The following is a 24,072-nucleotide window of genomic DNA, read 5'->3' as shown; positions in this document are numbered from 1 at the left end:
ATACCGTTTTCATTCATTACTTACGAGTAACAAGCTTATCTAGCATACCATTGACAAACTTATGACTATCGTCAGCACCAAACGCTTTCGCTAATTCGATACCTTCGTTAATGGCCACTTTATATGGCACATCTTTACGATAAGTTAATTCATAAGCTGCTAAACGCACAATGGCTTTCTCAACGGGTGATACATCTTCAATATCACGATCTAAATGAGGCTTTAGCAGATCATCAAGTTGAGTTGCTTTCGTGGCTACACCTGATAGCAATTCACGAAAATAAGCTACATCAACACCGTTAATGTTTTGTTCAGTTAAAAATTCATGTTCAACATCAGCAACATTGTTCTTGCTTAACTGCCATGAATAAATAGCTTGAACAGCTAAACGGCGTGCCTTGCGGCGCTCTGAAGGCTTCATTACTTTTCCTACTACTATACTAACTGTTGTTCTAATTCTTGCAGAACGTTAACCATTTCTAGTAAACCAAGTGCAGCTTCTGTGCCCTTGTTACCAGCTTTAGTACCAGAGCGTTCAATTGCTTGCTCGATGGTATCAGTGGTTAAAACGCCAAATGAAACTGGGATATCATACTCTAAAGCGACTTGAGCAAGACCCTTGTTACATTCACCAGCAACTAAATCAAAATGCGGAGTACCACCACGAATTACTGCACCAAGTGCAACAATACCGTCAAACTTTCCACTAGCAGCAATTCGACGTGCAGCAAGTGGTAATTCAACAGCGCCAGGAACACGAACAACAGTAATGTTGTCGTCATTTACCTGACCTAAACGTTTTAGTGTGTCTAATGCGCCATCAAGCAGACTCTCAACAAGAAAACTATTGAAACGCGATACTACGATCGCCACTTTGGCATTTTTTGCTTCGATATTACCTTCAACTACGATCATTATCTTACCTAAATTAGCTAAAGCACCCGGCTCTGGGCAAAAGTGGCGGTATAATACCACAGCCAAATGCCCTGAGTCCTGTGCAATTATTGATAAATGTTAACTTCACTAAGTTAGTGAATTATTCTGCAATATAATCAGTTACTTCTAAACCGAACCCTGATAGAGAGTGATAACGCTTGGGTGAACTTAATAAACGCATTTTGCTCACACCTAAATTTGAAAGAATTTGCGAGCCAACACCGACTTGGCGCGAGGTTCCTTGCCATTTAGCAGCTGTAGGCGCTTGACCGTTATCTTCCGCTTCAAAGGCTTTGACCTTGGCGAGCATGTCACTTGAATGCTCGTGATTCGCCAACAGTACTAATACACCACCATCTGATGCAATACGCTCCATGGCGTTTTCAAGTGGCCAGCTACGTTTTTGATCGCGTTCAGAGTGGAATAAGTCATTAAAGGTATTTTGTAAATGTACCCGTACTAGGCAGTTTTCTTCAACGTCACCTTTCAATAAGGCATAGTGTAGCTGATTATCGATGGTGTCTCTGAAAGTCACCATATTGAACTCACCAAAACGCGTTGGCAATTTACATTCAGCTTCACGCACAACCGTGGTTTCTTTGGTGTTGCGGTATTCAATTAAATCGGCAATGGTGCCCATTTTAATACCGTGCTTTTCACTAAAGATTTCAAGATCTGGACAACGGGCCATAGTGCCATCATCATTAAGAATTTCAACTATCACGCCAGATGGCTCGCAGCCTGCAAGACGGGCTAAATCACAACCCGCTTCTGTGTGACCGGCGCGAATTAACACCCCGCCATCTTGTGCCATAAGTGGAAAAATATGACCAGGCTGAACTAAATCTGATGCTTTAGCATCTTTAGCAACAGCCGCTTGAACGGTTACAGCGCGATCATGGGCTGAAATGCCCGTTGTGACCCCCGTTGCCGCTTCAATGGAAACGGTAAAATTTGTTGAGAACTGAGCATTATTGTTGGTAACCATTAACGGCAAGTTCAGTTGCTGGCAACGCTCTTTAGTCATGGTTTGGCAAATCAGTCCACGGCCAAAGGTCGCCATAAAATTAATGGCCTCTGGCGTCACCTTATCGGCCGCCATGATAAGATCACCTTCGTTCTCTCTGTCTTCATCGTCCATCAAGATAACCATCTTACCTTGACGAATGTCTTCGATGATCTCTTCTATACTATGTAATGCCATTGCTAAGACCTTTATATTGTTTTGTCTATATCAGCGATATAGAGTAAATATGCTCCGGTAATAATATTTACCAGTAATAATCAGTTATCGCATAAATCCAGCACTTGCCAACAATTCCATTGTGACACCACTTTCAGTGGCTGGCTTTTGTTCTACTTTCATTAAGCGTTCAAGATAACGTGCAATAAGGTCAACTTCGATGTTGACGCTATGACCCGCTTGTAAAGCTAATAAGGTGGTTTCAGCTGCAGTGTGCGGCACTATGGTTAATCTGAATCTGTGCTGATCAACTTCATTTACCGTTAAGCTAACGCCATCAATGGTGATCGAACCTTTATGAGCAATATAACGAGATAACTCAGCGGGAGCTGCCAGCCAAAACTCAATGGCTTGGCCACGCACAAGGCGCTGCTCCACTGTGGCAATACCATCCACATGACCGCTAACCATATGGCCGCCTAATCGGGTCGTTGGGGTCACCGCTTTTTCAAGGTTTACTTTTTGACCGACGTTATATTTAGCAAATCCGGTTAAGGCAACGGTTTCAGCAGAAATATCTGCAACATAACCATCTGCTAAACATTGTACTACGGTTAAACACACCCCATTAGTGGCAATACTGTCACCCAGTTTTACATCGGTTAAGTCGAGCTTGCCACTGGCTACAGTCAAACGAATATCATCGCCTTTACGCTCAACTTTTCTTAATGTACCTAGTGCTTCAATAATCCCAGTAAACATATTTACTCACTTGTTATCTTTTGGGCCACGCTTAGCATCGACCGATAGACAAAATTGCATTAGTTAATTCGCTGGCGAATTAAGCTTTAAAATCAGTCGTTGGTCTGTACCAATTCTGCGACAATCCGTTAATTGTACATCAGGAATCTGATCCATAGTTTGATAGTCGTCTAATTGCATCAAATTGCGTCCATGACTGCCTAATATTTTCATTGCTTGGTACAAATAAAGTGTATCAGCTAATTTACTTTGAATAACACTACCAGCAACGCTGGCACCAGCCTCGACTAATACTGAGTTACAATGCTGGCCTAAGTGTGTAAATAAAGCATGCAAATCAACTCGCCCATCGTTATTAGCCGCTATTGTGATAAAGCTAACATGGGACTTAAAATCTTGTTTTACTTCTGCTGGATAGTCGACACAAGACACCAGCAAAATCGGCGTTTCAATAGTAAACATTTTATAGTCGGCAGTCAGCCTTGCTTTACTATCAAGCACCACTCTTAAAGGCTGTTGAAGGTCAGACTCAGCAAGGCTGTTTTGTACACTAGCCAATTGCTCGTAGCGCACATTCAAAGAGGGGTCGTCAGCTAACACAGTTTCAACGCCAGTCACTAGCGCGCAATGACGGGCGCGCAGCTTTTGCACATCGGCTCTGGCTTCGGGGCCGGTTATCCACTTTGATACCCCATTCGATAGCGCGGTTTTACCATCCAAACTGGCTGCCAGCTTAATGGTGATTTCAGGTAATCCCGTAGTCATGCGTTTCATAAAGCCGATATTAAGTTGGCTTGCCGCAGCTGTTAGCAAACCCACATCAACTTTAATACCTGCCGCTTCAAGCATGCTAACGCCATTACCCGCCACTTGCGGATTCGCATCCATTTGCGCAATCACCACTCGCTTCACTTTGGCTGCAATTAATGCCTTAGCACATGGCGGGGTTTTGCCATAATGACTGCAGGGTTCAAGGGTGACATAGGCTGTAGCTTGAGGGAGTAGCTGTTGTAATTGTCGATTTTCGACATCTTTTAAGGCGTGAATTTCGGCGTGGGGGCCACCCGCTTTAATATGATAGCCTTGACCAATGATCTCGCCATTGGCGACAATCACACAACCCACATTAGGATTTGGACGTGTGGTATAACGGCCTTTTTCAGCTAATGAAATAGCAAGGCTCATCATTTCAATATCACATTTTGACCACTGAGACATAAAGACCTTCTAGAAACTAAAAAGCAGTCATTAAAATTCAGAACTGCTAAATAAGGTTAATCATTGGCAAGAATACAAAGTGCCAATACCAACAAATGTAAGACTGCAATTAATTAAAGACGGCAATAAAAATAAGCTAGATTATTTTTGCAGCTTGGCGATGGCTTCACCGAATTGGGAAACATCTTCAAAGGCGCGATAAACTGAAGCAAAACGGATATAGGCAACTTTATCTAGGATCATCAATTGATCCATCATCAAATTACCAATCATGGCCGAATCAATTTCACGCTCACCTGTTGCTCTAAGAGTGGACTTAATCTTACTTAACGCTTGCTCAATTTGATCGATTGAAACTGGGCGTTTTTCAACAGCCCGAAGCATGCCGCCACGCAGCTTATCTTCATCAAATGGTTGGCGAGTGCCATCTTGCTTGATCACCCGCGGCATGACTAATTCGGCGCCTTCAAAAGTGGTGAAGCGTTCATGACACTCAGTACATTCCCGGCGACGGCGCACTTGATGGCCTTCAGCCACGAGTCTTGAATCAATAACTTTCGTATCTGTCGCGCTACAAAATGGGCAATGCATATCCGCTCCTGAAATAAAAAACAAAATGGCCGTAAGCACTGAGTACTTACGACCATTGAAGTTTATCCTATTTACTTTACAAGGTTAACCTTATCGAAAAGATTATCCGCGTTAGTTAAATAGATCATTGTTTATGTTAATCAATCTCGGTTGACATTAACCGTAAACTGGGAACTTAGCGCATAATTCAAGCACTTGGTTTTTAACGCGCTCAATAGTAGCTTCGTTAGTGATGTCATCTAACACATCACACATCCAGTTAGTTAACTCTACCGATTCAGTTTCAGTGAAACCGCGGCGGGTAATAGCAGGAGAGCCAATACGTAAACCAGACGTCACAAACGGTGAACGTGGATCATTTGGTACTGAGTTTTTGTTAACTGTGATATTTGCATGACCTAGCGCAGCATCTGCGTCTTTACCAGTGATATCCTTGTTGATTAAATCAAGTAAGAATAAGTGGTTATCGGTGCCACCAGAAACAACATTGTAGCCACGCTCAATGAAGGTTTTCGCCATCACTTTCGCATTAGCAACCACTTGCTCTTGATAAGTGGTAAATTCAGGGTCTAATGCTTCTTTAAATGCTACCGCTTTGGCTGCAATAACGTGCATTAATGGGCCACCTTGGCCACCTGGGAATACTGCAGAGTTTAGTTTTTTATAGATAGCTTCATCGTTAATGGCAGATAAAATCAAACCACCACGAGGGCCCGCTAGGGTTTTATGGGTAGTGGTTGTCACAACGTGTGCATGAGGTAGCGGATTCGGGTAGATACCCGCAGCGACAAGACCGGCAACGTGCGCCATATCAACAAATAAGTAAGCACCGACTTTATCAGCGATTTCGCGGAATTTACCCCAATCGATAATGCCAGAATAAGCACTAAAGCCGGCGATAATCATTTTGGGTTTATGCTCAACCGCTAAACGCTCAACTTCTGCGTAATCAATTTTACCTGTTACTTCATCAATGCCGTACTGAACCGCATTGTATAACTTGCCAGAAAAGCTGACATGTGAACCATGAGTTAAGTGACCGCCGTGAGCAAGGCTCATACCTAAAACAGTATCACCGCCTTCTAAAAGCGCCATGAAAACTGCTGAGTTTGCTTGAGAACCAGAGTGAGGCTGAACGTTTGCGTATGTCGCGCCAAATAATTCTTTAGCACGAGAAATAGCTAATTCTTCAGCAATATCCACATGTTCACAACCACCGTAGTAACGCTTACCTGGGTAACCTTCAGCATACTTATTTGTTAGCTGTGAGCCTTGCGCTTCAAGTACACGAGGGCTGGTATAGTTTTCTGATGCGATTAATTCAATGTGCTCTTCTTGGCGACGAGTCTCATCTTCAATTGCTGCAAATAGTTGTGGATCATAATCTGCGATATTCATAGCTTTTTTCAGCATTACTCACTCCAGCTGTTAATTCTTATAGTAGGGTTGCGCGGTATGATACAGCGCAATTGATCACAATCCCAGCATTTGAAACATGAAATTAGTTGCAATTCGTCATGAACTGCACTTGTGTTAGTTGTATTTTCTTGTATGGAGTTGTTCGGCAATTGTATTTCATAGAAAAATCCAAATTAACGCTTAGTTTCATAACCTTGTGACAATTTTAAGAAAACTCTTTTCTAAAAAAATGAATCAACAAAAATAACAACGCGAACAGTGAAAATAGTCACGAATATCACTTTTTAACCCGCAAAATGCGGATTCAATGAAATAATCTTGAGTTAGCAACAAATTAATTAGATTGTCACGGCTCAATAAGCACTCCGCTTAATATTTCACAAAATCATCTTTATTAGCTGACAGAAACCCTGCTTAGTGACCACTAAAGCAACATAAGTCTCCTTCAAAAAAACCGTAAACAGCTAACGGCAAAAAGATCGGTTTTAAGTTGTTGCTCGATTCGAGTAGAATTAGTGCTATTCCTAGTTCGATCCCCCAGTCAAAGAGATATAAAAATGGCTCAGTTTGTATACAGCATGCTTAGAGTGGGCAAAATTGTTCCACCTAAAAAACAAATCCTTAAAGATATTTCCCTTAGTTTTTTCCCTGGCGCCAAGATTGGTGTACTGGGTTTAAACGGCTCAGGTAAATCAACGCTACTTCGTATCATGGCCGGTTTAGATACCGAAATCGAAGGTGAAGCTCGCCCGATGCAAGATTTAAAAATCGGCTACCTACCGCAAGAACCAAAGCTGGATGAATCGCAAACCGTACGTGAAGCGATCGAAGAAGCAGTCAGTGAAGCTAAAAATGCACTAACCCGTCTTGATGAAGTGTATGCACTTTACGCAGAACCTGATGCTGACTTTGATGCGCTTGCAAAAGAGCAAGGTCAACTTGAAGCCATTATTCAATCTCAAGATGCCCATAACCTTGATATGGTATTAGAGCGCGCCGCTAATGCACTGCGCTTGCCGGATTGGGATGAAAAAATCGCAGTGCTTTCGGGTGGTGAACGTCGCCGTGTCGCTATTTGTCGCTTACTGCTTGAAAAGCCAGACATGTTGTTACTCGATGAACCAACCAACCACTTGGATGCTGAATCAGTCGCTTGGCTTGAACGTTTCTTACAAGACTATACTGGCACCGTTGTGGCTATTACCCATGATAGATATTTCTTGGATAATGCTGCAGGTTGGATTTTAGAACTCGACCGTGGTGAAGGTATACCGTGGGAAGGCAACTATTCATCATGGCTTGAGCAAAAAGATGCCCGCCTGCAACAAGAGTCTGCCACTGAAAGCGCCCGCCAAAAAACCATTCAAAAAGAATTAGAATGGGTACGTCAAGGTGCTAAAGGTCGTCAATCAAAAGGCAAAGCCCGTATGGCTCGCTTTGAAGAATTGAACACCAATGATTACCAAAAACGAAATGAAACCAATGAGTTATTCATTCCACCTGGGCCACGTTTAGGTGATAAGGTTATTGAAGTAAATAACCTGACCAAATCATATGGTGACCGAGTATTGATTGATGACTTAACTTTCGCTGTTCCAAAAGGCGCGATTGTCGGTATCATCGGCGCCAACGGTGCAGGTAAATCGACACTATTCAAGATGATTTCAGGTGCAGAGCAACCGGATAGCGGCAGCATTGAAGTCGGCGAATCAGTGCAAATAGCCTCTGTTGAACAGTTCCGAGATTCAATGAATGATAAGAACACAGTTTGGCAAGAGATTTCAGACGGTCAAGATATCATGCGGATCAACAATACTGAGATCCCGAGTCGTGCATACGTAGGCCGCTTTAATTTCCGTGGTGGCGATCAGCAAAAAATCATTGGCACTCTTTCAGGTGGTGAGCGTAACCGGGTTCATTTAGCCAAACTACTGCAAGCTGGCGGCAACGTGTTATTACTCGATGAGCCAACCAATGACTTGGATGTTGAAACGCTGCGAGCACTAGAGGAAGCTTTATTAGAGTTCCCAGGTTGTGCCATGGTTATTTCCCATGACCGTTGGTTCCTAGACAGAATCGCTACCCATATTCTTGATTACCGTGATGAAGGCCAAGTGAACTTCTATGAAGGTAACTACAGTGAATATACCACTTGGCTGAAAGAAAACTTAGGTGCAGAAGCCATTGAGCCGCACCGCTTGAAATACAAACGTATTGCAAAATAACAATCGCGTCACTGCCGATATCTATCAATGGTGATGCAAGTTAATAAATGCTCCTTATGACTATTTACCCATATTTAAGTAAATAGTCTAAAGGAGCATTTTTATATCTCATGACTAAAAAATTCACTAAACAGGTTAAAGCTGCAGTTTTGTTGATTAATGTCATAAAAATGACACCATTAATTCATATCCAAAAACAATTGAAATATTAACAACTCGCCAAACTATATTGCAGCGGCGCCGTTATGTTCATGTTTATCCGCCCCTTGCCAAACTCATCATCCATATGGACTATTTTTACTAATTAACAACAGCTTAAAAATCATTTACAACTTATCCCTTAGTGTATAAAAATGGCCTAGATGAATTAATTTTCGTGAGCTGTGGCGATGTTGTAAAAAATACTCAAAAACAACAATCTATTTGTAAAGACATACCAACTTCAGTAATATAAAATTATTGACGGATTGTTTTACTGTTGACCATTTGTTATGGCGCAATTGCTATACACCAAAAAAATTAAGAAAAAACGGAGAAATCAGTGAGATATAGTCGAATAACATTTATGTTTTTATGCTTTTATGCAAGCAGCTCATTTGGTTTAGAAATTATTACCAGCAGTGAAACTAAAGCACTTGAAGAAATTGAGCAAAAATACAACATTGACAGCTTACTTATTTCTGCCAATGACAAGTTATCGACTCATAAGAAAAAAGAATCTGATTATCATGCTCTCAGTGTTGAAATAAAGAGTAAGAAAACTGAGTATGATCACGTTATCTCAAAACTACCGGCTAAAATTTTATCGCGCTCAAACATTAATGCTTATTACCAAGATATCGAAAAACTGGTGCTTAAAATTGACCAGTTAGAAACCAAATATGATATTGACGGCAAATCACTTCGTAGAGAGTACAAGACTATTATGGCCGAGTACGATGCCATTAATACTAAACGTACCGATAAAGATGAGCAGTTAGCCGCCTTAAAAAGTGATATTACCAAACGTCTAATCGCTGATGTATCAAAACCAGATACTGTCCAAACTGTTGATTTAGACGGTTCGACGTTATGTTCTAAATTCCAATCAATAAACGACTGTCTTAAAGATTCTGAAAATTACATTGTCACTAATACCATTAAAACGGATCCATTCTTAAATGATCGTAGCGTGTTGCTTTCATACGATGTTATTGATGCCAGCATGAACATGAGTGGTAATTTAAACTACAAGATCAAGATGGCCTTCAAGCCTTCTTATAACAGTAAAATTGATTCGCTCATTAATGAAAAGCTAGGGTTAAAATCAGCCATGATCACCTTAGTGAGTAATGTCGCTGCTGATTGGTTTATTGATGGGGTAAAAATCGGTACAGGCCGAGAATTATTTCATGAGGTGCCATTAGGGCAACATGGCATTTTGGCATCATACCAGTCTCAAGATAAATCGAGTGTTGAGTTCATTCAAGGAAACGGCGTTTTTAACTATAACTTCAATAATATGTCTCGACAAAATGACCTAGTCAGCTTGCCAAACAAAGACAGTAAAAAACAAGTTATAAAAATGAAGCCTAAACAGGTTAATACCAATAACCAAGCGAACGCCACCTCCAAAAAAAGCTTAACCGATAAAGGTTATGAATACTTTATGGGTATTGAACCCGCTAATAGTGAGCATGAAAAAAACTTCGACTAATAGCCCTATAAGCTGCGAGTAAAAAAAGCCATTTAGGTATTACCTAAGTGGCTTTTTTATTTAAGTGCATTTAGCTTAATGAGCTATTTTAATGAGAAGAATAACTAAGCCGCAGGTTGTTAATATCATAAGCTAGCAAATTGTCACAGTAACAATGTCGAACACCAAAAGTCACCAACAACATAAGCCAAGCTAATGTTATCTATTCATTACAAAATGATCGGCTAATCGCCTATAGTTGCAACGAACTGTCGATGAGCTTGTTATCGGAATGTTCAGTTACACTCTTATCTTCTTTGCTTTACATTCATTTACGCTTATATGGCTAATTATTTATTAATATAGACCGCAATTCAGCAACGAGTCATCGAGTTCTATTATGAAAAAATTACTTCCCCTTATTGTCATTTGCAGCTTAGTTGCTGCCGCAGTCATCTATAGTGATTTTTCACAAGCCAATAAAGCTACGCCGTCTCAAAAAGGCCCTGCCAAAAAATCTATTCCGGTTGTTACAGGGCTTGTAGAGCAACATGAATTATCTCAATCACTGTCTTTGATTGGTAAGCTCGACGCTGAACAATCAGTGTATATCTCTTCGCAAGTGGCTGGGCAAATCGGTCAAATTAATATTCAGTCCAATCAAGATATTCAAGCTGGGCAAATCATTGTTCAATTAGACGACGCCAAAGCCAAAGCGGCAACAGCAGAAGCCGCGGCTTACCTTGCTGATGAAAAAAGAAAGCTCAAAGAGTTCCAAAAATTAGTTAAAAGTAATGCCATTACCCAAACTGAAATCGATGCCCAACAAGCCAGTGTAGATATAGCTCAGGCGCGTTTAGCCGCTGCCCAAGCAGAACTTGATTACCATTCATTAAATGCGCCTTTTTCTGGCACCGCTGGCTTAGTTGATTTCAGTGTAGGTAAAATGATTGCTGTCGGCACCGAGTTACTGGCATTTGACGACCTTTCTAGTATGAGACTCGACCTGCAAGTGCCTGAGCATTATTTATCTATGTTATCCATTGGTATGCCTGTAGCGGCACAAAGTAAAGCCTGGCCTGAACAAGTCTTTAGCGGCGAGATTACCGCCATTGATTCCCGCATTAATCAAGACACCTTAAATTTACGAGTTAGAGTGCAGTTTGATAACTCCAATAGTCAACTCAAGCCGGGAATGATGATGGCGGCGACACTTAACTTTCCTGCGATTGCTGAGCCAGTCATTCCTGTACAGGCTATTGAATACTCAGGTACTAAACGCTTTGTCTATTTGATTGGAAAGAACAACATTGCTAAACGTACTGAAGTCATTCTTGGTGCCCGTATTGATAATGAAGTGTTGATCTCAAATGGCCTTAAAATTGGCGACAATGTGGTGGTTCAGGGACTTGTCAATATGCGTGATGGTGTCAGTGTCGATATTTTACAAACCAACTCAACCACTGAGAAAATCGCTAAAGAAGATGACAGCGCAATGCTAACCACTGAATTGGAGAAAAGTTAATGTGGCTTTCTGACGTTTCGGTAAAACGCCCTGTTGTCGCCATCGTACTGAGCCTGCTTTTAGGGGTATTTGGACTGGTATCACTGTCTAAGCTTTCAATCAGAGAAATGCCAGATGTAGAAAGCCCTGTGGTAACTGTAATGACCACCTATGATGGCGCCTCGGCAACCATTATGGAAAGCCAGATCACCACCACCATTGAAGATGAATTAACCGGTATCAGTGGTGTTGATGAAATTACCTCAGTAACCCGCAATGGCATGTCGCGCATTACTGTAACCTTCTTATTAGGCTGGAATTTAACCGAAGGGGTAAGTGATGTTCGCGATGCTGTCGCTCGCGCGCAAAGACGCTTACCTGATGAAGCTAACGATCCTGTGGTCTCTAAAGACAATGGCTCTGGCGAGCCGGCAATCTATGTCAATTTAAGCTCATCGACGATGGATAGGACCCAGTTAACTGATTACTCCCAACGGGTGCTAGAGGACAGATTTAACTTAATTTCCGGAGTGAGTTCTATTTCAATCACTGGTGGATTATATAAAGTCATGTACGTTCAGTTAAAGCCTGAACTTATGGCCGGGCGTAACGTGTCAGCCAATGATATCGTCTCTGCTTTAAATACTGAAAATGTTGAAACCCCAGGTGGTGAGGTCCGTAATGACACCACTGTTATGACTGTGAGAACGGCCAGACTTTATAATAATCCAGATGATTTTGATTATTTGGTTGTACGTACTGCGGAAGATGGCAGTCCGATTTATCTAAAAGACGTCGCTGATGTATTTATCGGTGCAGAGAATGAAAACTCAACCTTTAAAAGTAATGGTGTTCCTAACCTTAGTTTAGGCATTATTGCCCAATCAGATGCTAACCCTTTAGATGTCGCTAAATTGGTTCATCAAGAGGTTGATAACATTCAACAGTTTCTTCCTGATGGCACAGCCCTCGCGGTGGATTATGACTCTACCGTGTTTATATCTCGTTCTATTGATGAGGTGTATAACACTATTATTATCACTGCTATTTTAGTGATACTGGTGCTATACATTTTTATTGGCCAAGTGAGAGCCACATTGATCCCTGCGGTGACGGTTCCGGTATCATTAATTTCTGCTTTTATTGCGGCCAATAGCTTTGGCTTTTCAATCAACTTGTTAACCTTAATGGCACTGATCCTCGCCATTGGTTTAGTGGTCGATGACGCCATTGTAGTAGTAGAAAATATTTTTCATCACCTCGAAAAAGGTGAGCCACCGATACTTGCCGCGTACAAAGGTGCCCGTGAGGTTGGTTTTGCTGTAATGGCAACCACAGCGGTACTGGTCATGGTATTTTTACCTATCTCCTTTATGGAGGGCATGGTGGGGCTGCTATTTACTGAATTCTCAGTCATGTTGGCTGTATCAGTGCTGTTTTCATCACTCATTGCCCTAACCTTAACCCCAGTACTTGGTAGTAAATTACTTAAGGCTAACATCAAACCTAATCGATTTAATCTGTGGGTTGATGACCTTTTTGAGCGCCTAGAGCAGCAATACCGTAAGCTGGTTTCAAAAGCGGTGAAATACCGCTATATCGCGCCTATTATCATTATTGCTTGTGTGATTGGTAGTGGCTGGTTACTCAACCAAGTACCAGCACAGCTAGCACCACAAGAAGATCGCGGTGTCGTGTTTGCTTTTGTTAAAGGCGCTGAAGGCACCAGCTATAACCGCATGGCGGCCAACATGGATATTGTCGAGCAGCGACTACTGCCCATGTTAGGCGATGGTGTTATTAAGTCATTTAGTATTCAAGCGCCTGCTTTTGGTGGCCGCGCAGGCGACCAGACCGGCTTTGTGATTATCCAATTAGAAGAGTGGCAAGACCGTGATATTAATGCCCAGCAATCTTTAGGCATTATCGCTAAAGCACTTGATGGCATTGCTGACGTTATGGTTCGGCCAATGTTGCCTGGCTTTAGAGGCCAATCCAGTGAGCCGGTACAATTTGTGTTAGGTGGTTCTAATTATCAGGAGCTATTTAAATGGGCACAGGCACTGCAACTTGAAGCGGATCATAGCCCACTTCTAGAAGGCGCTGATCTTGATTATGCAGAAACCACCCCCGAATTACTGGTGAGTGTTGATAGGCAACGCGCTGCAGAGCTGGGCGTCAGTGTCTCAGAAGTAGCCGACACCTTAGAAATTATGCTGGGCGGCAAAAGTGAAACCACCTTCATCGAACGCGGTGAAGAATACGATGTTTACTTACGTGGTGATGAAAATAGTTTTAATAGCGTGGCTGATTTGAGTCAGATATATATGCGCACTAAAACAGGTGAACTTATCACCCTTGATACCATTACCAAGATTGATGAAGTGGCTTCAGCGCAAAAACTAAGCCATTTAAATAAACAAAAATCGATAACCTTAAAGGCGAATTTAGGCGCGGGTTATACACTCGGTGAAGCATTAGATTTTCTGGACCAAAAAGCCATTGAGATGCTCCCCAGTGATATAAATGTGTCCTATACCGGCGAGTCAAAAGATTTCAAAGAAAACCAGAGCAGCGTATTTATCGTATTTGGTTTAGCGCTATTGGTTGCCTATTTAGTTCTGGCGGCGCAGTTCGAGAGTTTCATTAACCCATTAGTGGTGATGTTTACCGTACCAATGGGGATTTTTGGTGGCTTCTTAGGGCTTTATTTAACCGGTCAGGGGTTAAATATTTATAGCCAGATAGGCATGATAATGCTCATTGGTATGGTGACTAAGAATGGTATTTTGATTGTTGAGTTTGCCAACCAGCTGCGAGATAAAGGCCTTGAAATAGAGCAAGCCATTATCGACGCCTCAGCTCGTCGATTAAGACCGATTTTAATGACTGCTTTTACCACTCTAATCGGCGCAATTCCACTCATTATGTCAACAGGTGCAGGCTCAGAAAGTCGAATAGCTGTGGGTACAGTAGTGTTCTTTGGGATGGCATTTGCTACTCTAGTGACCTTATTAGTTATTCCTGCCATGTATCGACTCATTTCAGGGGCAACGCATTCACCCGGGTATGTTGAACAACAACTCAATGATGCTATTGAGGCGCAAAAACAACGACCTTAACTTAATGACTTTAATACAGGTGTAAAAATGGAAAAAGTGGCTATTTTTGTTGATGTACAAAACATTTATTACACCTGTAAACAAGCTTTTGGGCGCTCATTCAATTACCGCGCTTTATATAAATTACTGAGCCAGCAATATCACATTGAACATGCTATTGCTTATGCCATTGCCCCTGCAGACGACGGTCAGAGAAAGTTTCAAGATGCATTAAAACACATAGGTTTTGAAGTCAAACTCAAACCTTATATTCAGCGCAGTGATGGCAGCGCCAAAGGCGACTGGGATGTAGGAATCACCATAGATATTCTTGATATTGCCGAGGATGTTGATAAGGTGATTTTATTGTCTGGCGATGGTGACTTTGATTTATTGCTTGCCAAAGTAGCACAAAAATATGGCTGTAATACCCAAGTGATCAGCGTTGCGCCTTTAACAGCAAAGTCACTGCTTGATGTCACTGGCAGCCATATCGCGATTAACCATGACTTGCTACTTTAACTGTCACATTTTTCATCACTCTTCGGCTTAGTGTAAACAAATATACACACATATATAAGCTGGCTAGTATGTTTTAAAATACCAATATAAACAACTAACTAGGCTTTCCTATATGGTCACAGTGCTCACTTCCCATATTGTGCTGTTTATCCGCATTACATCACTTCTAAATTTATGTAGAATTACTAGCGAACTTCATTAATAAAAAATAATAATAATTGAGGCTAGTCGATGTTTGGAGCGTTAAAGCAGTTTGTATTGTTAATCACTTGCGCCTGCGTCACTGTTTTTTTTACGCCTCAAAGCTATGGCGAACAATTTCGATTAGAAACCCTGACCATCAGTGACGGTCTACCTTCTTCGAGTATTACTACCCTTTATCAACAAAAAAATGGCTTTATCTGGTTTGGTACCGATGCGGGTGCCAGTCGCTATGATGGGGTTAACTTCACCAATTTCCAATTTTCATTAAATGATAAACACCATATATCAAACAATTACGTCACTAAAATCCACGAGGATACAAATGGTGATATATGGATAGCAACCGAAGATGGTCTAAATCAGTTAACCACAGATAATCAGATTATTATTCATGATATGAAATCATCAAGTAATGGCTTAGGTTCCAGTTGGATAATAGATATATTTGAAGATGATAATAACGATCTATGGTTTGGCACCGGCTCTGGTGTCAGTCACTATAATATAGACACTCAAACCTTTACCCCCTACTTCCTCTATGAAGTTGAAACGGATAAAGCATATGATACCTCTATCGCAGGCTTTTTTTACGATAGTAACCATAACATTTGGGTAACCTCAGACTTTGGCTTGGCCAAGGTAAATCGGCTGAAGCAGAAACTGGAATTAGTCAATTTTAACGATAAGCGCACCCAAGAGATCTTTGACGGAAGCTTATCGACCGTGTTTCAGGCTGAAGATGGCCTTGTGTGGATTGGCACTTATCAAACAGGCTTAATCAAGTTTAACCCTGAAACACTGGCTACTGAGGTATTTCAACATCAAGGGGATAATCCCTCCTCCCAGCAGCTCGCTTCAAATCAAATTTTTTACATTACCGCAGAAGATAACAATACCCTGTGGATTGCGCACGATCATGGTGCCACAAGATTACAACTCGATACCATGACCTTCAGCCATATCAAACATCAAGATTATAATGATAATTCACTTGCTGATGATTACGTTGCAAGCATCTTAATCGATTATTCAAACGGTATTTGGTTCGGCACTGGCAATGGTGTATCGCGCTACTCAAGCTTTAAACAAGGCTCTCGATTATATCGCCCTCACCCTTTTAAACCCGAGTTATCAGGTAATTTCGTTTATTGGTTTGATACCGATAAACAAAATAATATATGGATAGCCACTGATAAAGGTATCGATAAGATTAACGCTGGCACAGAAACAATTACCATAGCGCCAATAACAGATGCTGTGATCAATGAACCCTATAGCACCATTGTTGATGAACAAAACAATTTATGGATAGCGGGTGCCAATGGCTTATCACAGTATAATATTGATAATGATACTTTAAGGCATTTTAGTAATAGCTCTGACAACCCCCATGGATTCCCCAGTAATGAGTTTTACCTCGCCATACCTGACAACAAAGGCAATGTTTGGATAAGCGGTTATTTAGACGTGGGTTTAATACTGTTCAATCCTGATAAAGGCATTTTAAAGCGCTATTTCGAGCACTACGATAATGCATATCGCTCTGGAGGTAACTTTGCCTTTGATAAGAAAATCATTCATAACGGCGAATTATGGATGGCCACAACCAATGCTATTTTCCGAATTAACCCTGAAACTGATGAAGTGAAACACTTGCCTCTAGGCAGTGAGGTTGAAAATATTCGCACCGTCAAAATTTACCAAGATGAAGATAATATTATTTGGGTTGCCACTCAAGGGTTAGGGCTGGCTAAAATTGAGATTGGCGAGAAATGGAGTGATGAATTAAACATCCAGTACTTCACCAAAGAGCATGGGTTTACCAGCAATACCCTCAAGGGCGTGGTGGGTGATGGTAAAGGAAATTTATGGATCACCTCGCAAGCTAAATTTGCGCACATGGATACAAAAACCAATAAAATCACCCAATACCCCAGTGCCATCACTCAAAAAGACAGTTCATTTTCAGATGGTGCAATAGCAATAAGAAACCACGAGTTACTTATTGGCACTAATCATGGTGCCTTTAAAATTGACACCCAGCAGCTAACAAGAAATGACTTTCAGCCTCAAGTGCATATTACTTCGGCACTTGTTGCTAACCAAGAATATATTGGCCCTAATAGTAATAATCAGCTCGCTAAGTTAAGCCTAGATTATCAAAAAAATATGGTCCAGTTTACCTTTGCCTCATTAGACTTCAGTGCCCCCACTAAAAACCAGTATCGCTATATGCTGCAAGGGTTTGATAAAGAGTGGACCTATGTCGGTAACACCAACACTGCCACATATACTAACCTCAGTGCCGGTGAATATAACTTCATCGTACAAGGGAGTAATAGCGACGGCCTATGGAGCCCTCATCAAGCCATATTTGCTTTTAAAATAAACCAAGCTTGGTGGCATTACGCCATTATTAGCTTGCTGATAATATGTGCCTTATTACTGTTTTTATACCTATTAACTCGCCATCAAAAAATTACTGAACTTAGAAAAAGAGCGAACTTTGATGCGTTAACGGGGTTATCGAATCGCTTCCAATTTAATAGCAAACTTGAAGCGTCCATTAGCATTAAAAATACTCACGCAGCCATTGTTTTTATCGACCTTGATTATTTCAAAGAAGTGAATGACACCATGGGCCATGACATTGGTGATGAGCTTATTATTCAGGTCAGTCAGCGTTTAAAAGCCAATATAAAAAGGGATGACTTATTAGCTCGATTAGGTGGCGATGAATTTGCCATTATCATTCGAAATCCTGGTGAGTTGGCTCAATTAGTGACTATTGTTGAACGGATAAGAGCAACCATTAATTGCGGTTACCAGGTACAACAGCATTGGATCAGTACTTCAGCGAGTATTGGGGTCGCCTGTTACCCTGAAGATGGCCAAGATGCTAAGACCTTGCTAAAGCACGCCGACACGGCAATGTATGCCGCCAAGCATGCAGGCCGTAATAGTGCATACTTTTTTAATGAGGCGCTCTCCATCGCCCTGCAAGAAAAAATCACTATCAAACAGCAACTGCAACTGGCATTAGAGAATGGTGAATTTGAGTTATTTTATCAACCGAAAGTCTGTTTAGTCAGCGGTGAGATCAGCTCCTTTGAAGCATTACTGCGTTGGTTTCACCCTAAAGAAGGCATGATCCCGCCTAATCGCTTTATTCCAGAAGCTGAAAGTAACGGTCAAATTATTGAGATCGGCTACTGGGTATTAAGACAAGCCTGCATAACCGGCAATCAATGGCATCAGCAAGGGCTATTAAGTGGCAATATTTCAGTCAATATTTCGCCAGTGCAACTATCACAGCCGGATATTTGCCAGCAAATTGAAGCGATTTTAGTTGAAACAGGTTTTCCTGCCGAGAAACTGGAGCTCGAGATTACCGAATCATTATTAATTGAAAACGTGGAAGTCGCTGAAAAAGTACTTAACCAGCTGCATCAACTGCATATCAGGATTAGTTTAGATGACTTTGGCAAAGGCTATTCTTCATTGAATTACCTGACCCATTTCCCGCTAGATACCTTAAAGATTGATAAAGGCTTTATCGATAACTTTATCGATAACAAAGCGGCTGGTAATGTACTTAAAAACATTATTAATCTCGGTAAGGACTTGAATATGCAAATTGTTGCCGAAGGTATTGAAACCGAGCTGCAATTATTAAAGTTAATTCAGTATCAATGTCATGTAGGCCAAGGTTATATCTTCAGCCCAGCGGTCAACGCGCAAAGCGCTTACCAAATGCTTACTGGGGAAACACAATTACTGCCATTGTCTATGCAGCAAAAGGTCAGCTAAAAATTAAGCATCAGTTTGACTGTGATGCTTAAAGCTACTCACAATGCAATATCGTTGCAGGTCTGAGCAGTATGTAACTTAGGTATATCAACAGCAAGAGTCTGTTTAAAGTGGTTTAAATAGGTGACAATAAGCATCCGTTTTACCTTAATAACCAAATCAGCCTAACTGAGTAGCGAATGAGCACAAAAACAATAGCATATAGCCCAATATTTCACTTTCCGGTGCAAATCTATTATGAAGACACCGACTTTTCTGGGGTTGTGTATCATCCTAACTTTTTAAAGTATTTCGAAAGAGCCAGAGAGCATGTTATTGGGGCCGATGTACTAAATAGCTTATGGCAGCTACAACAATTGGGATTTGCAGTGTATCGCACCGATATGCTTTGTCATGATGGGGTTGAGTTTGCAGATATTGTTGATGTTCGCACTCGATATTATTTTGAAAGTAAATATCGTACTGTGTGGCAACAGGAAATTTGGCGACCTAATGCTAACAAGCCTGCTGTGACAGCGACCATAGAAATGGTTTGTATGAATCAACAACGACAAATGGCGCCGATGCCAGTTGAGCTGATCGCACAGTTACGATCACAATTTGGTCAAGATTAGCTATTTAGCAATAAATTACGTCGCGCTAACCGGATAAGTTAACTGAGCTAAACAATGCTCTAACTCACTAGGCCGAAGGGGTTTACTAAAATAATCCCCTTGGATGGTATTGGCGCCAAATCCAATCAAGGTATCAAATACCGCCTTTGTTTCGACCCCTTCAACCGTGACATTAAACCCTAAGCTACTAGCTAAATCTATGCTGGTTTTGACAATTTTGTTAGCTTGTAAATCACAATTAAAATCGTCCAAAAATGCTTTATCAATCTTTACCTCATCCACTGGAAGATGGCGCAGGTAAGCAAGAGAAGAGTGGCCGGTGCCAAAATCATCAATGGCGATGGAGACGCCGATGTCTCTGAGGGTATTTAGCGTTTCTATGGTGCTGTTCAAATCAATCATCAAGGCGCTTTCAGTAATTTCTATGGTCAAGTTTTGCGCAGGCACTTTATATTGCAGCAACTTACTGCTTATGATGATCGGAAGCTGTTTATTCTCTAAATCTTTGGTGGACAAATTCACTGCCACTTTGATATTTAAACCTTTGTTAATCCACTTAACCTGTTGTTTTAACACTTCATCCAGCGCCCAATGGCTAACTAAATCGATAATGCCAGTATGCTCAGCTAATGGAATAAACTCCGAAGGAGAAATGTCACCAAGACCAGCATGTTTCCAACGAATGAGTGCTTCAACTTGATGACAAGCACCTGAGTTCATGTCCAGCTTTGGTTGATATACCATGTACAATTGATTCTGCTTTAAACCTTTTGGTAAGCTATTGATAATTAATAATTCACGATATTGGGCTTTATCATCATCTTGATTATAAAAAGCAACAGAGCCACTGCTGCGCTTAGCTTTTTTAAGGGCTAAATCCAGCCTTCTTAGCATTAAACTGACATCAGCATGGTGTTTATTTAACTCCAATACACCTAGTTGAACTTTAATACAGATTGGCGTTTGAGCAATTTCAAATGGTCGTTGTAAATGCTGCTTCATATCCTGTAAATCCTGGCTCAATAATGAATTTGGATAAAAAAGCAAAAACTCATTACCATTCATTCGCGATACAAACGCAGGGGGGGTAGTTAAGCCTTTAATCCTCACTGCAAATGCTTGCAATAATTGATCGCCAAAAACAAAGCCAAATAAGTCATTCACAAATCTAAACTGTTGAATATCGACCAAAATCAACATACCTTCGGTCGCTGGCATTTTGGCAAACATTTTGCGTTTAAAGCCCACTCGATTGGACAGTCCTGTTAGTTTGTCACGATCAAGATTAACAGGATTATTTTTGTGTAGTTGATTTAGATTGCGAATAAGGGGTTTAAAAGCCCGAGGGGTATGTTTGAAACTTAACGGTAGTTTATTGCTACTATTGACATCAAGGGTTTGGGTTAACTCATTAATAAAGCGCCCTTGCTGAAAATAGCCACCCAGTACAATACCGAGCAGCAAAACTAAGCCAATAAACACAATGATCATTATTTCAACAGTTAACACAACCGAGTGCCTCTAATATCTTGCTTTATTAGCGTTAGCCTTATTAGCGTTAACTCAATAGCCATCGGGCTTGAATTTATGCTTATTGATAACTCTGTTTTATCGAATGATAAACATCTAAAAACTCATCACTCTCTAAATCTTCAGGGGTAACTGGTAAGCCTCTTGTGGCAAATAATGCTAACCGCTGCTCAAGCTCGGGACCTGCTCTTAACTCACCAGAGTAATAGGCCGCTGAGCGAATAAAGTCTAAATAAGTGACCTGCTCAGAGATGTAATGCAAATCAGCCCAGCGCTCAACCACTTCCATCACTTCAGGGGCAAAGTCCCACGTTTTTAAAATAGCTCGACCTATTGGCCCTTGCATTTTACGTACGAGACCGCGTAATTGTTCAATACTGGTAAAGGTATCAGGCCTTGTTTCAGCTTCTGATAACACAGGTAGCGCGCCAATATTGTGCACTAAGCCAGCCAAGGTCAATGTTTCAGCATCTAACCTTTTACTGGGGTTGCGCTTATTATAAATTGCAAGTAATGCCCCTGCCGCTGCTGTCACTTCAATGGAGGTTTGCCATACTTCATCCATCACCTCCCATACCATTTCATTGGTTGAGATAAAAAGTTGCTCTAACGCCACTGAAGTGACAATGGTTTTAATCTGCACTAAGCCAATTCGATTAACCGCAGCACTGATATTTTCAGCTTTTTTACCACGGCTATACAATGCACTATTTGCCACCTTAATAATGCGCGCCGAAATCGCCGCATCTTGGCCAATAATATCACCCACTTGCTTCAAGCTGCTATTAGGGTTTGATACCACCTCTTGCACTCTCATGGCAACTTCAGGAAGCGTTGGCAGTACCAATGCGTCATCTTTAAGCTTTTTCAGTAAACCCACTAGGAGTTGGTGTTCAGTCGTCATCAATTCAGCCCGTTGTATTATTATTATCGCTTTGTAAGCAATTGTACCAGTTATGTGGCTTATTTGAATAAAGAAAAAGAACGACTATGGGGATTTTATTCCATTAAAGATGATCAAATTTGACTGTAACCGCAATCACAGAGGAAAAATTTGCATTCAGCAGCCATACTTCAGTAAAATGCCGCCCCCGCGCTGTGTGCGAGTTTTCATCAAATTGAGAGTTATTATGTTTAGACCAGAGCTATTGTCTCCAGCTGGAACCCTTAAAAATATGCGCTACGCATTTGCCTACGGTGCAGATGCTGTATATGCCGGTCAGCCTCGTTATAGCCTTCGAGTTCGTAATAATGACTTCAAAATGGAAAACCTCGCCATGGGGATCCAGGAAGCCCATGCGCTCAATAAAAAATTATATGTGGTCAGCAACATTGCTCCCCACAATGCCAAGCTAAAAACCTACATTCGTGATATGGAACCTGTCGTGGCGATGAAACCTGACGCCATAATCATGTCAGATCCAGGCCTTATCATGATGGTGAGAGAAGCCTTTCCCGATCAAGTAGTGCATTTATCAGTACAAGCCAATGCCATTAACTGGGCTTCGGTGAAGTTTTGGCAGCAACAAGGTATTAAACGCGTTATTTTATCTCGAGAATTGTCGTTAGATGAAATTGAAGAAATTCGTCAGCAATGCCCTGATATTGAATTAGAAGTATTTGTCCATGGCGCATTATGTATGGCTTACTCAGGCCGTTGCTTACTCTCTGGTTACATCAATAAGCGCGACCCTAACCAAGGCACTTGCACCAATGCTTGTCGTTGGAAGTACGATGTCCATGAAGCCAAGCAAACTGAAACCGGTGACATTATTGCGGTAAACCCACAAGGGCTTGTTGACCAACATGGTGTGCAATTAGAGACACCGCCAACATTGGGCGCAGGTCAGCCATCAAGTGAAGTGGTGTTATTGCAAGAACCAGGACGCCCAGGCGAATATATGCCTGCTTATGAAGATGAGCATGGTACTTATATTATGAACTCAAAAGATTTACGTGCCATTCAACACGTTGAGCGTTTAACCAAAATGGGTGTCGACTCATTAAAAATTGAAGGCCGTACTAAATCTTTTTATTACGTAGCGAGAACCGCACAGTTATATCGTCAAGCCATTGAGGATGCTGTGGCAGGTAAAGATTTTGACCGCACGCTAATGCATAACCTTGAAGGCTTGGCGCATCGTGGTTATACCGAAGGCTTCTTACGTCGTCACGTTCATGACGAATACCAGAACTATGATTACGGCTACTCAATCAGTGATACCCAACAATTTGTTGGTGAATTTACCGGTAAACGCAATGATGCCGGCGCAGCTGAAATTGACGTTAAGAACAAGTTCTCTGTCGGTGACAGTGTTGAATTGATGACCCCGCAAGGCAATATCACCTTAACCATTTCAGAATTAGTTAATCGCAAAGGTGAATCAGTAGAAGCCGGGTTAGGTTCAGGGCACTTTGTATTCTTAGCTGTGCCGGCAGAAGTCGAGCTGGATAAAGCAATTTTAATGCGCAATCTGCCTCAAGGGCAAGATAGCCGCAATCCACATCAAGCGATTGAACCCGTTACCTAGACCTGCTACATAAGTCAGTCTAACCAGGGGATGGTTATCCGTTTTCAGCTGTTGCAGTTATTGCCTTTTAGGCCATAACTGTGACTGTTGAGAAAGTGTTTACCCGCCAATGCAATACAAGCCACCACTTTGACTCAATCTCTACCTTTGACTCAATCTCTACCTTTCACTCAACTTCTATCACCTACTCAACTTCTATCACCTACTCAACTCTATCACCTACCCAACTCTATCGCCCACTCAAGAT

The 24,072-nt window shown here is 41.4% G+C and carries 17 protein-coding genes; 8 read left to right on the top strand and 9 right to left on the bottom strand.

Annotation, left to right across the window (positions count from 1 at the left end):
- Positions 1–16: 16 nt before the first annotated feature.
- From nusB to glyA, 7 genes are all read right to left on the bottom strand, one after another.
- The gene (gene nusB / locus Q4546_RS14280) at positions 17–421 is read right to left on the bottom strand and encodes a transcription antitermination factor NusB (protein WP_076543020.1); all 405 of its coding nucleotides are present in this window, start codon (positions 419–421) and stop codon (positions 17–19) included.
- Between the two features lie 14 nt (positions 422–435).
- Positions 436–915: a 6,7-dimethyl-8-ribityllumazine synthase gene (ribE, locus tag Q4546_RS14275; RefSeq protein WP_102438136.1), complete on the bottom strand. Its 480-nt coding sequence runs from the start codon at positions 913–915 to the stop codon at positions 436–438.
- A 121-nt stretch (positions 916–1,036) separates the two neighbouring features.
- On the bottom strand, positions 1,037–2,140 hold the full coding sequence (gene ribBA / locus Q4546_RS14270) for a bifunctional 3,4-dihydroxy-2-butanone-4-phosphate synthase/GTP cyclohydrolase II (protein ID WP_102477182.1): 1,104 nt from the start codon (positions 2,138–2,140) through the stop codon (positions 1,037–1,039).
- A gap of 84 nt (positions 2,141–2,224) precedes the next feature.
- A complete protein-coding gene (locus tag Q4546_RS14265) occupies positions 2,225–2,881 on the bottom strand; it encodes a riboflavin synthase (protein ID WP_102438052.1) in 657 nt (218 codons plus the stop codon).
- A 63-nt stretch (positions 2,882–2,944) separates the two neighbouring features.
- Positions 2,945–4,099 carry a bifunctional diaminohydroxyphosphoribosylaminopyrimidine deaminase/5-amino-6-(5-phosphoribosylamino)uracil reductase RibD gene (ribD, locus tag Q4546_RS14260; protein WP_303446474.1) on the bottom strand — a complete coding sequence of 385 codons (1,155 nt, stop codon included), beginning with the start codon at positions 4,097–4,099 and terminating at the stop codon, positions 2,945–2,947.
- Positions 4,100–4,240: 141 nt separating this feature from the next.
- Positions 4,241–4,690 (bottom strand): transcriptional regulator NrdR, encoded by a 450-nt coding sequence (nrdR, locus tag Q4546_RS14255; protein ID WP_076543024.1) that lies wholly within the window; start codon positions 4,688–4,690, stop codon positions 4,241–4,243.
- 156 nt (positions 4,691–4,846) lie between these two features.
- A complete protein-coding gene (glyA, locus tag Q4546_RS14250; protein ID WP_102438048.1) occupies positions 4,847–6,103 on the bottom strand; it encodes a serine hydroxymethyltransferase in 1,257 nt (418 codons plus the stop codon).
- Between the two features lie 563 nt (positions 6,104–6,666).
- Between glyA and ettA the strand changes: the two genes are divergently transcribed.
- From ettA to Q4546_RS14215, 7 genes are all read left to right on the top strand, one after another.
- Positions 6,667–8,334, top strand: a complete 1,668-nt coding sequence (ettA, locus tag Q4546_RS14245; protein WP_102532034.1) for an energy-dependent translational throttle protein EttA — start codon at positions 6,667–6,669, stop codon at positions 8,332–8,334.
- Between the two features lie 541 nt (positions 8,335–8,875).
- Entirely contained in the window at positions 8,876–10,030 is a 1,155-nt protein-coding gene (locus tag Q4546_RS14240) for a hypothetical protein (protein WP_102520088.1), read from the top strand.
- Between the two features lie 379 nt (positions 10,031–10,409).
- A complete protein-coding gene (locus Q4546_RS14235; protein WP_102438040.1) occupies positions 10,410–11,534 on the top strand; it encodes an efflux RND transporter periplasmic adaptor subunit in 1,125 nt (374 codons plus the stop codon).
- The gene (locus tag Q4546_RS14230) at positions 11,534–14,635 is read left to right on the top strand and encodes a multidrug efflux RND transporter permease subunit (RefSeq protein ID WP_303446473.1); all 3,102 of its coding nucleotides are present in this window, start codon (positions 11,534–11,536) and stop codon (positions 14,633–14,635) included. Before Q4546_RS14235 ends, Q4546_RS14230 begins: the two co-directional genes overlap by 1 nt.
- 27 nt (positions 14,636–14,662) lie before the next feature.
- Complete coding sequence (locus Q4546_RS14225) at positions 14,663–15,136, top strand: NYN domain-containing protein (protein ID WP_303446472.1); 474 nt, start codon at positions 14,663–14,665, stop codon at positions 15,134–15,136.
- A 231-nt stretch (positions 15,137–15,367) separates the two neighbouring features.
- On the top strand, positions 15,368–19,150 hold the full coding sequence (locus Q4546_RS14220) for an EAL domain-containing protein (protein WP_102477177.1): 3,783 nt from the start codon (positions 15,368–15,370) through the stop codon (positions 19,148–19,150).
- A gap of 179 nt (positions 19,151–19,329) precedes the next feature.
- Complete coding sequence (locus tag Q4546_RS14215; RefSeq protein WP_102438032.1) at positions 19,330–19,764, top strand: thioesterase family protein; 435 nt, start codon at positions 19,330–19,332, stop codon at positions 19,762–19,764.
- A 15-nt stretch (positions 19,765–19,779) separates the two neighbouring features.
- Here the strand turns inward: Q4546_RS14215 and Q4546_RS14210 are convergent, their stop codons facing one another.
- The gene (locus tag Q4546_RS14210; RefSeq protein ID WP_303412182.1) at positions 19,780–21,273 is read right to left on the bottom strand and encodes a bifunctional diguanylate cyclase/phosphodiesterase; all 1,494 of its coding nucleotides are present in this window, start codon (positions 21,271–21,273) and stop codon (positions 19,780–19,782) included.
- Positions 21,274–21,355: 82 nt separating this feature from the next.
- Positions 21,356–22,198, bottom strand: coding sequence for an HDOD domain-containing protein (locus tag Q4546_RS14205; protein WP_102438028.1), 843 nt, complete (start codon positions 22,196–22,198; stop codon positions 21,356–21,358).
- Between the two features lie 226 nt (positions 22,199–22,424).
- Here Q4546_RS14205 and yegQ point away from each other — a divergent pair, with 226 nt between their 5' ends.
- Positions 22,425–23,825, top strand: coding sequence for a tRNA 5-hydroxyuridine modification protein YegQ (gene yegQ / locus Q4546_RS14200; RefSeq protein ID WP_102438026.1), 1,401 nt, complete (start codon positions 22,425–22,427; stop codon positions 23,823–23,825).
- Positions 23,826–24,072: the final 247 nt, after the last annotated feature.

It is taken from the genome of Shewanella sp. 4_MG-2023, from assembly GCF_030548015.1.
Lineage (GTDB): Bacteria > Pseudomonadota > Gammaproteobacteria > Enterobacterales > Shewanellaceae > Shewanella.
The sequence above is the reverse complement of the archived record's forward strand: the minus strand, read 5'-3'. Positions and strand labels throughout refer to the sequence as shown.

Bases quoted from the DNA above. Each gene is read 5' to 3' on its own strand.
- nusB (WP_076543020.1), bottom strand. From the start codon at position 421: ATGAAGCCTTCAGAGCGCCGCAAGGCACGCCGTTTAGCTGTTCAAGCT.
- ribE (WP_102438136.1), bottom strand. From the start codon at position 915: ATGATCGTAGTTGAAGGTAATATCGAAGCAAAAAATGCCAAAGTGGCG.
- ribBA (WP_102477182.1), bottom strand. From the start codon at position 2,140: ATGGCATTACATAGTATAGAAGAGATCATCGAAGACATTCGTCAAGGT.
- Q4546_RS14265 (WP_102438052.1), bottom strand. From the start codon at position 2,881: ATGTTTACTGGGATTATTGAAGCACTAGGTACATTAAGAAAAGTTGAG.
- ribD (WP_303446474.1), bottom strand. From the start codon at position 4,099: ATGTCTCAGTGGTCAAAATGTGATATTGAAATGATGAGCCTTGCTATT.
- nrdR (WP_076543024.1), bottom strand. From the start codon at position 4,690: ATGCATTGCCCATTTTGTAGCGCGACAGATACGAAAGTTATTGATTCA.
- glyA (WP_102438048.1), bottom strand. From the start codon at position 6,103: ATGCTGAAAAAAGCTATGAATATCGCAGATTATGATCCACAACTATTT.
- ettA (WP_102532034.1), top strand. From the start codon at position 6,667: ATGGCTCAGTTTGTATACAGCATGCTTAGAGTGGGCAAAATTGTTCCA.
- Q4546_RS14235 (WP_102438040.1), top strand. From the start codon at position 10,410: ATGAAAAAATTACTTCCCCTTATTGTCATTTGCAGCTTAGTTGCTGCC.
- Q4546_RS14230 (WP_303446473.1), top strand. From the start codon at position 11,534: ATGTGGCTTTCTGACGTTTCGGTAAAACGCCCTGTTGTCGCCATCGTA.
- Q4546_RS14225 (WP_303446472.1), top strand. From the start codon at position 14,663: ATGGAAAAAGTGGCTATTTTTGTTGATGTACAAAACATTTATTACACC.
- Q4546_RS14220 (WP_102477177.1), top strand. From the start codon at position 15,368: ATGTTTGGAGCGTTAAAGCAGTTTGTATTGTTAATCACTTGCGCCTGC.
- Q4546_RS14215 (WP_102438032.1), top strand. From the start codon at position 19,330: ATGAGCACAAAAACAATAGCATATAGCCCAATATTTCACTTTCCGGTG.
- Q4546_RS14205 (WP_102438028.1), bottom strand. From the start codon at position 22,198: ATGACGACTGAACACCAACTCCTAGTGGGTTTACTGAAAAAGCTTAAA.
- yegQ (WP_102438026.1), top strand. From the start codon at position 22,425: ATGTTTAGACCAGAGCTATTGTCTCCAGCTGGAACCCTTAAAAATATG.